The organism is Gluconobacter sp., from assembly GCF_047723935.1.
Classification (GTDB): domain Bacteria; phylum Pseudomonadota; class Alphaproteobacteria; order Acetobacterales; family Acetobacteraceae; genus Gluconobacter.
In genome coordinates this window covers 1-5,338 of the sequence record NZ_JBDOBO010000119.1, presented here as the reverse complement: position 1 = coordinate 5,338, position 5,338 = coordinate 1, and the positions used below count along the sequence as shown (strand labels likewise).

5 protein-coding genes and 1 tRNA gene are annotated in these 5,338 nt (G+C 55.8%); 1 reads left to right on the top strand and 5 read right to left on the bottom strand.

The features are described 5' to 3' along the window. The 5 genes from ABF979_RS16315 to gatC all read right to left on the bottom strand — a co-directional run. Positions 1 to 530 (bottom strand): ImuA family protein (locus ABF979_RS16315; RefSeq protein ID WP_415560737.1); only part of this gene is annotated, 530 nt, incomplete at its 3' end. 514 nt (positions 531 to 1,044) lie between these two features. Next, a tRNA-Ser gene (locus tag ABF979_RS16310) sits at positions 1,045 to 1,136 on the bottom strand. 92 nt (positions 1,137 to 1,228) lie between these two features. Further along, positions 1,229 to 2,686: an Asp-tRNA(Asn)/Glu-tRNA(Gln) amidotransferase subunit GatB gene (gene gatB / locus ABF979_RS16305; protein ID WP_415560736.1), complete on the bottom strand. Its 1,458-nt coding sequence runs from the start codon at positions 2,684 to 2,686 to the stop codon at positions 1,229 to 1,231. Continuing rightward, the gene (gatA, locus tag ABF979_RS16300; RefSeq protein WP_064275349.1) at positions 2,683 to 4,170 is read right to left on the bottom strand and encodes an Asp-tRNA(Asn)/Glu-tRNA(Gln) amidotransferase subunit GatA; all 1,488 of its coding nucleotides are present in this window, start codon (positions 4,168 to 4,170) and stop codon (positions 2,683 to 2,685) included. Before gatA ends, gatB begins: the two co-directional genes overlap by 4 nt. Then, positions 4,170 to 4,457 (bottom strand): Asp-tRNA(Asn)/Glu-tRNA(Gln) amidotransferase subunit GatC, encoded by a 288-nt coding sequence (gene gatC / locus ABF979_RS16295; RefSeq protein WP_415560735.1) that lies wholly within the window; start codon positions 4,455 to 4,457, stop codon positions 4,170 to 4,172. The genes gatA and gatC overlap by 1 nt, the downstream gene beginning before the upstream one ends. Positions 4,458 to 4,524: 67 nt before the next feature. Between gatC and ruvX the strand changes: the two genes are divergently transcribed. Continuing rightward, positions 4,525 to 5,010, top strand: coding sequence for a Holliday junction resolvase RuvX (gene ruvX / locus ABF979_RS16290; RefSeq protein ID WP_415560734.1), 486 nt, complete (start codon positions 4,525 to 4,527; stop codon positions 5,008 to 5,010). The last annotated feature ends 328 nt before the right edge of the window (positions 5,011 to 5,338 follow it).

Below are 5,338 nucleotides of genomic sequence, written 5' to 3'. Positions count from 1 at the left end.
CCAAAATCCGCGGCCTCGGTCTGACGGCGCCAACGCCGGATCGCGAGGCCAAGCGCGCCAGATGTTTCAGCCGCCAGTTGCAGGCGACGGGACGCCGTCATCGACAGACGCGCCACGTCTGCGACCACGGCCCCAAGACCGCCATGCCGCAGCCCTTCCTCGAAACACGCCAGAACGTCAGCCTCTGAGGCTGCCTCGACATAGATGACCCTTCGGCCGGACAATCCGGCCTGTTTGAGCGCGGGACCAAACACATCCTGACGGGTGACGATCCACAACACCTTGCCGCGTGTGCGGGCAGCGATCCCAGCGACGAACTGTCCGGCCGCCGCACCATGCAGCGCATCATTGCCGCCACCAGCCACTTCATGGAGAGCCCCAAGCGCGAGCCCTCCTCTTGGCAGACGACTGTCGATCTCCCTCACGCCAAAAGGCAGAACAGACCGACGCCGGTTCGCATGACCTTCCAGACGACTGATGGCAGCACGCAACGTCTCCAGTGCTGGTTTCATGTCGGGAGAAGCACTCATTGCACAGGTCCGCCGCTCCTTGTCTGGCAGAATTTCAAGACTACATGTTCTTGTTTTGTTCCTGAATAACTGCGCAAGTCAATGCCAATTGGTACCTGACTGGTAGGATGATTTTTCAGTCCGTGTTCAAATTGGCTCACAAAAGTGCCGTAAGGACCTGAACTAGTAGGTTTCACCAATCTTACTGTCGAAGAGGAATTTTCCACCGGCAATCCCTGAATGGAATGCATGGTATTAAGGATCTTGCCAGGCCCTCTCAGGGATCCCGCTTCAAGAAACCGGATAACTTCCTGCTGGATGCTTGTGTTTGTTCCCAAAGCTCTTCCAGCATCTGCGCGGCGATCACGCAGAATAGACAGACGCACAAACCATGTGAGGCCTACCTGTCTGCCTCAAGCTATACATATCATCATCCTGTAGCGCCTTCTGGGTCATGGAAGGACTACCGACACGGTAGCGGACTATTACCGGTATGAAGTTATAGCTAACTGATTTTATTTGATTTTTGAATGAGTGGCGGAGGGGATGGGATTCGAACCCACGATACGGAATAACCCGTATAACGGATTAGCAATCCGCCGCCTTCAGCCTCTCGGCCACCCCTCCGCGTGGAAAGCAGTTTTTATACTGCGTTCGTGAAGGCGTTCTTAAGGGGGAACGGCCTCGCCGTCAAACCCCTTAAGAACAATTTTTTTATCTCATTCGGAAAGAAGCTTTTTCAAGGTTTCATTCACCAGAGCCGGGTTCCCTTTACCCTTCATGGCCTTCATCGTCTGGCCAACAAAGAAGCCGAAAAGCTTGTCCTTGCCAGATTTGAATTCAGCAACCTTATCCGCATTTGCTGCCAGGATGTCGCGGATGGAGCTTTCGATGGCTCCTGTGTCAGTCACCTGACGAAGACCTTTCCGCTCAACAATAGCAGAAGCCGATTCGCCGGTTTCTACCATGTCTTCAAGGACTTCCTTCGCAATCTTGCCGTTGATCGTCGAATCCGAGATCAGGCTTAACAGCTCACGCAGTCCTTCTGCACTGACCGGACTGTCTTCAATCGAGCGGCCGGTGCGGTTCAGGGCAGCAAAGAAGTCTCCGAGCATCCAGTTGGTAGCAAGGCGCGCATCGGCATTCTTTGCAACGGTCTCGTAGAAGTCCGCAACAGCTTGCTCTGCGGTCAGGACACTCGCTTCATAGCGACTGACGCCGTATTCGCGCTCCAGGCGGTCCCGCTTGGCTTCTGGCAGTTCTGGAAGAGCAGCTTCTAGTTCGTCAACCCAGGACTGCTCGATGATGAGCGGAAGCAGATCCGGGTCCGGGAAGTAGCGATAATCGTGCGCGTCTTCCTTGGACCGAAGCGAACGTGTTTCGCTGCGGACATGATCGAACAGGCGCGTTTCCTGATCAACTTCGCCGCCAGCTTCCCAGATCTCGATCTGGCGCTGTGCTTCTACTTCGATTGACTGCATGACGTAGCGGATCGAGTTGACGTTCTTGATCTCGCAGCGGGTTCGATATCCCTCCTCGCCCGGTTTGCGCACAGACACGTTGACGTCGGCACGCATGGAACCTTCTTCCATGTTGCCATCGCAGGTATCGATATAACGCAGGATCTGACGGAGCTTCCGCAGGTAGGCTCCGGCTTCTTCCGGTGAGCGGATGTCTGGCTCACTCACGATTTCCATGAGGGCGACGCCCGCACGGTTCAGGTCAATGAAGGAACGCGTTGGGTCCTGATCATGGATGGACTTGCCTGCATCCTGTTCCAGATGAAGTCGCGTCACGCCGATTTCACGTGTGCTTCCATCTGCGAGATCAACCAGCACCTTGCCCTCACCCACGATGGGATGAGCAAACTGGCTGATCTGATAGCCAGTGGGGAGATCGGCATAGAAGTAGTTTTTGCGATCAAAGCGGCTGAAAAGATTGATCTGCGCGTTCAGGCCAAGGCCGGTACGCACTGCCTGCGCAACGCATTCCTGGTTCAGAACCGGGAGCATACCCGGGAAACCCGCGTCAATCAGGCTGACATGCGTATTTGGCTCGCCGCCGTAAGAGGCGGAGGCGCCAGAGAACAGCTTCGCTTGGCTGATGACCTGGGCATGAACTTCCAGACCGACGACAATTTCCCATTCGCCGGTGTTGCCGGTGATACGATAGCTCATGCCGACACTCCTGCATGGATGGCGGGTCTGTGGGTAAAGGACGCTGCCTGTTCGATGACGTGTCCTGCTGCGATCAGTGTTTCTTCGTCAAAGAACTTGCCAATAAGCTGAAGGCCGAGCGGAACGCCCTGTGCGTCCAGACCGGCTGGAACAGAGAGCGCAGGAACGCCTGCCATGCTGGCTGGAACGGTGAAGATGTCATTGAGGTACATCTGCACCGGGTCTGTCGGCTTTTCGTCCTGAGCGAAGGCACTGGACGGTGCCGTTGGCGTCAGAAGGAAATCCACCTTCTCGAAGGCGTTCAGGAAGTCCCGCTGGATCAGTGTACGGACCTTCTGCGCGCGCAGGTAATAGGCATCGTAATAACCCGACGACAGAACATGTGTTCCGATCAGGATACGGCGCTTCACTTCTTCGCCAAAGCCAGCGGCACGGGTGGCTTCGTACAGTGCATCAAGGGAATCCCCCTTTACACGTTCGCCGAAACGCACGCCGTCATAGCGGGCAAGGTTTGAAGATGCCTCTGCGAGAGCTGCGATGTAGTAAGTTGGAAGGCCGTACTTCGTGTGCGGAAGAGATACTTCCACCACTTCAGCGCCAGCGGCCTTCAGCCAGTTGATACCCTGCTGCCAGAGTGCCTCGATCTCGGCTGGCATGCCCGGAGCGTGATATTCCTTGGGAATACCAACGCGCAGGCCTTTGACGCCTCGCGTCAGCGCTGCTTCGTAGTTTGGAACAGGCGTGTTGACGCTTGTGGAATCCCGCTCGTCGAACCCAGCCATGGACTCCAGCAGGATTGCACAATCCTGAAGGTTGCGGGCCATCGGGCCAGCCTGATCCAGCGAGCTTGCGAAAGCGATCGTGCCGAAACGGGAGCAGCGGCCGTAGGTCGGCTTGATACCAGCAATGCCTGTGAAGGCCGCCGGCTGGCGAATGGAGCCACCCGTATCCGTACCGGTCGCGCCTAGCACCAGACCTGCGGCTACGGCAGCGGCAGAGCCACCGGAAGAACCGCCCGGAACCAGCTTGGCGTCAGAGCCATTGCGCTTCCAGGGGTTTTCTACCGGGCCGAAGGCTGAGTTCAGATTGGCGGAACCCATAGCGAATTCATCGAGGTTCAGCTTGCCAAGGAACACGGCGCCGTCACGCAGAAGGTTGGACGTCACCGTGCTTTCGTAAGGCGGAACAAAATTTCCAAGGATCTTGCTGGCCGCCGTCGTGCGGACGCCGTTCGTGCAGAACAGATCCTTGATGCCGAGCGGAATGCCGGTCAGTGCGCCGCCCTCACCTTTCGCCAGAACGTCGTCCGCAGCCTTTGCTGCTACGCGAGCCTGATCGGGCGTACGGGTGATGAAACTGTTGAGGCGACCATCCAGACGTTCGATGGCATCCAGATGGGCGTTTGTCAGTTCAACCGCGGAAATCTTGCGAGCCTTGAGGGCATCCCGGGCGGAAGCCAGCGTAAAATCATGCATGCCGGACATTATTCGACCACCTTCGGAACCGTGTAGAACGGACCTTCACGGTCCGGAGCGTTTGACAGCACGTCATCGCGGCGATTGCCGTCCGTGACGCGGTCTTCCCGCAGGCGTGGCGTGGCGATGCCTGTGCCAATCATGGGAGGGACATCTGTGACGTCCACTTCGTTAAGCTGTTCCACCCAATCAATGATGGAACCCATGTCCTTTCCGAGAGAGTCTACCTCCCCCGGTTCGAGACCAATCCTCGCCAATCTGGCGATGCGCGTGACCGTTTTCGCGTCGAGCGACATGAACATTCCTGAAAAAGAGGAAATTATGGTAGCTTTTCAGCCGTCAGACAGATCATAACGCCGGGTTATGTCCCTGTTCAATCCACAAGACCTCCGTAATGTTCTTCAAACTGATCAGCGTATCCTTGGGCTGGACCCTGGATCGAAGACGATCGGCGTTGCCCTGACAGACGTTTCCCTCATGCTCGCCTCACCATTTATGGGGCTAAAACGGCGGAAATTGGGGGAAAATGCCAAGGAGTTGGCAGAGATCACGAAGCGCCAGAACGTTGGGGCGCTGGTGGTCGGCTTGCCCCTGTCATTGGATGGATCTTTTGGTCCCGCAGCACGCGCAGCGTCGGACTGGACAACAGCTCTTTCCGAACGGTTGGGTATTCCGGCTTGCCTTTGGGATGAGCGGCTCTCATCCAGTGCGGTCAACCGCTTCCTTATTCAGGACGCTGACATGACGCGTGGGCGACGCGCTGAAGTCGTGGATAAAATGGCGGCGGCCTACATGCTGCAAGGCTGGCTTGATGCGACGAAACCCGATCTTGAGAAGAAATATTTATAAAGAAAGGCAATTGGCTGAGGTCACATGAAACTCACGCCAATCAGAATCCCGAGAATAGAAAGCCCAACCAAAATACACAAAGGCAACATAAGGGTGGAAAGTAGAGACTCTCCCTCTTGCGTTGCATTCAAAGCAATTTCGTCTTCGGTATCGTCGATGTCTGTCTGATCAGTCATGATCGGACAGTACGATATCACGCCGGTACAGGCGAGAAAATTATCTCATTACTCCATCAAAAGCTAAAGTCCGAAGAGATGGATTTATGAAATGGAAAATTTTCAAAATCTGTTTGAGGGGTTGGTATCCACATCTCATACAACGTTGCAAA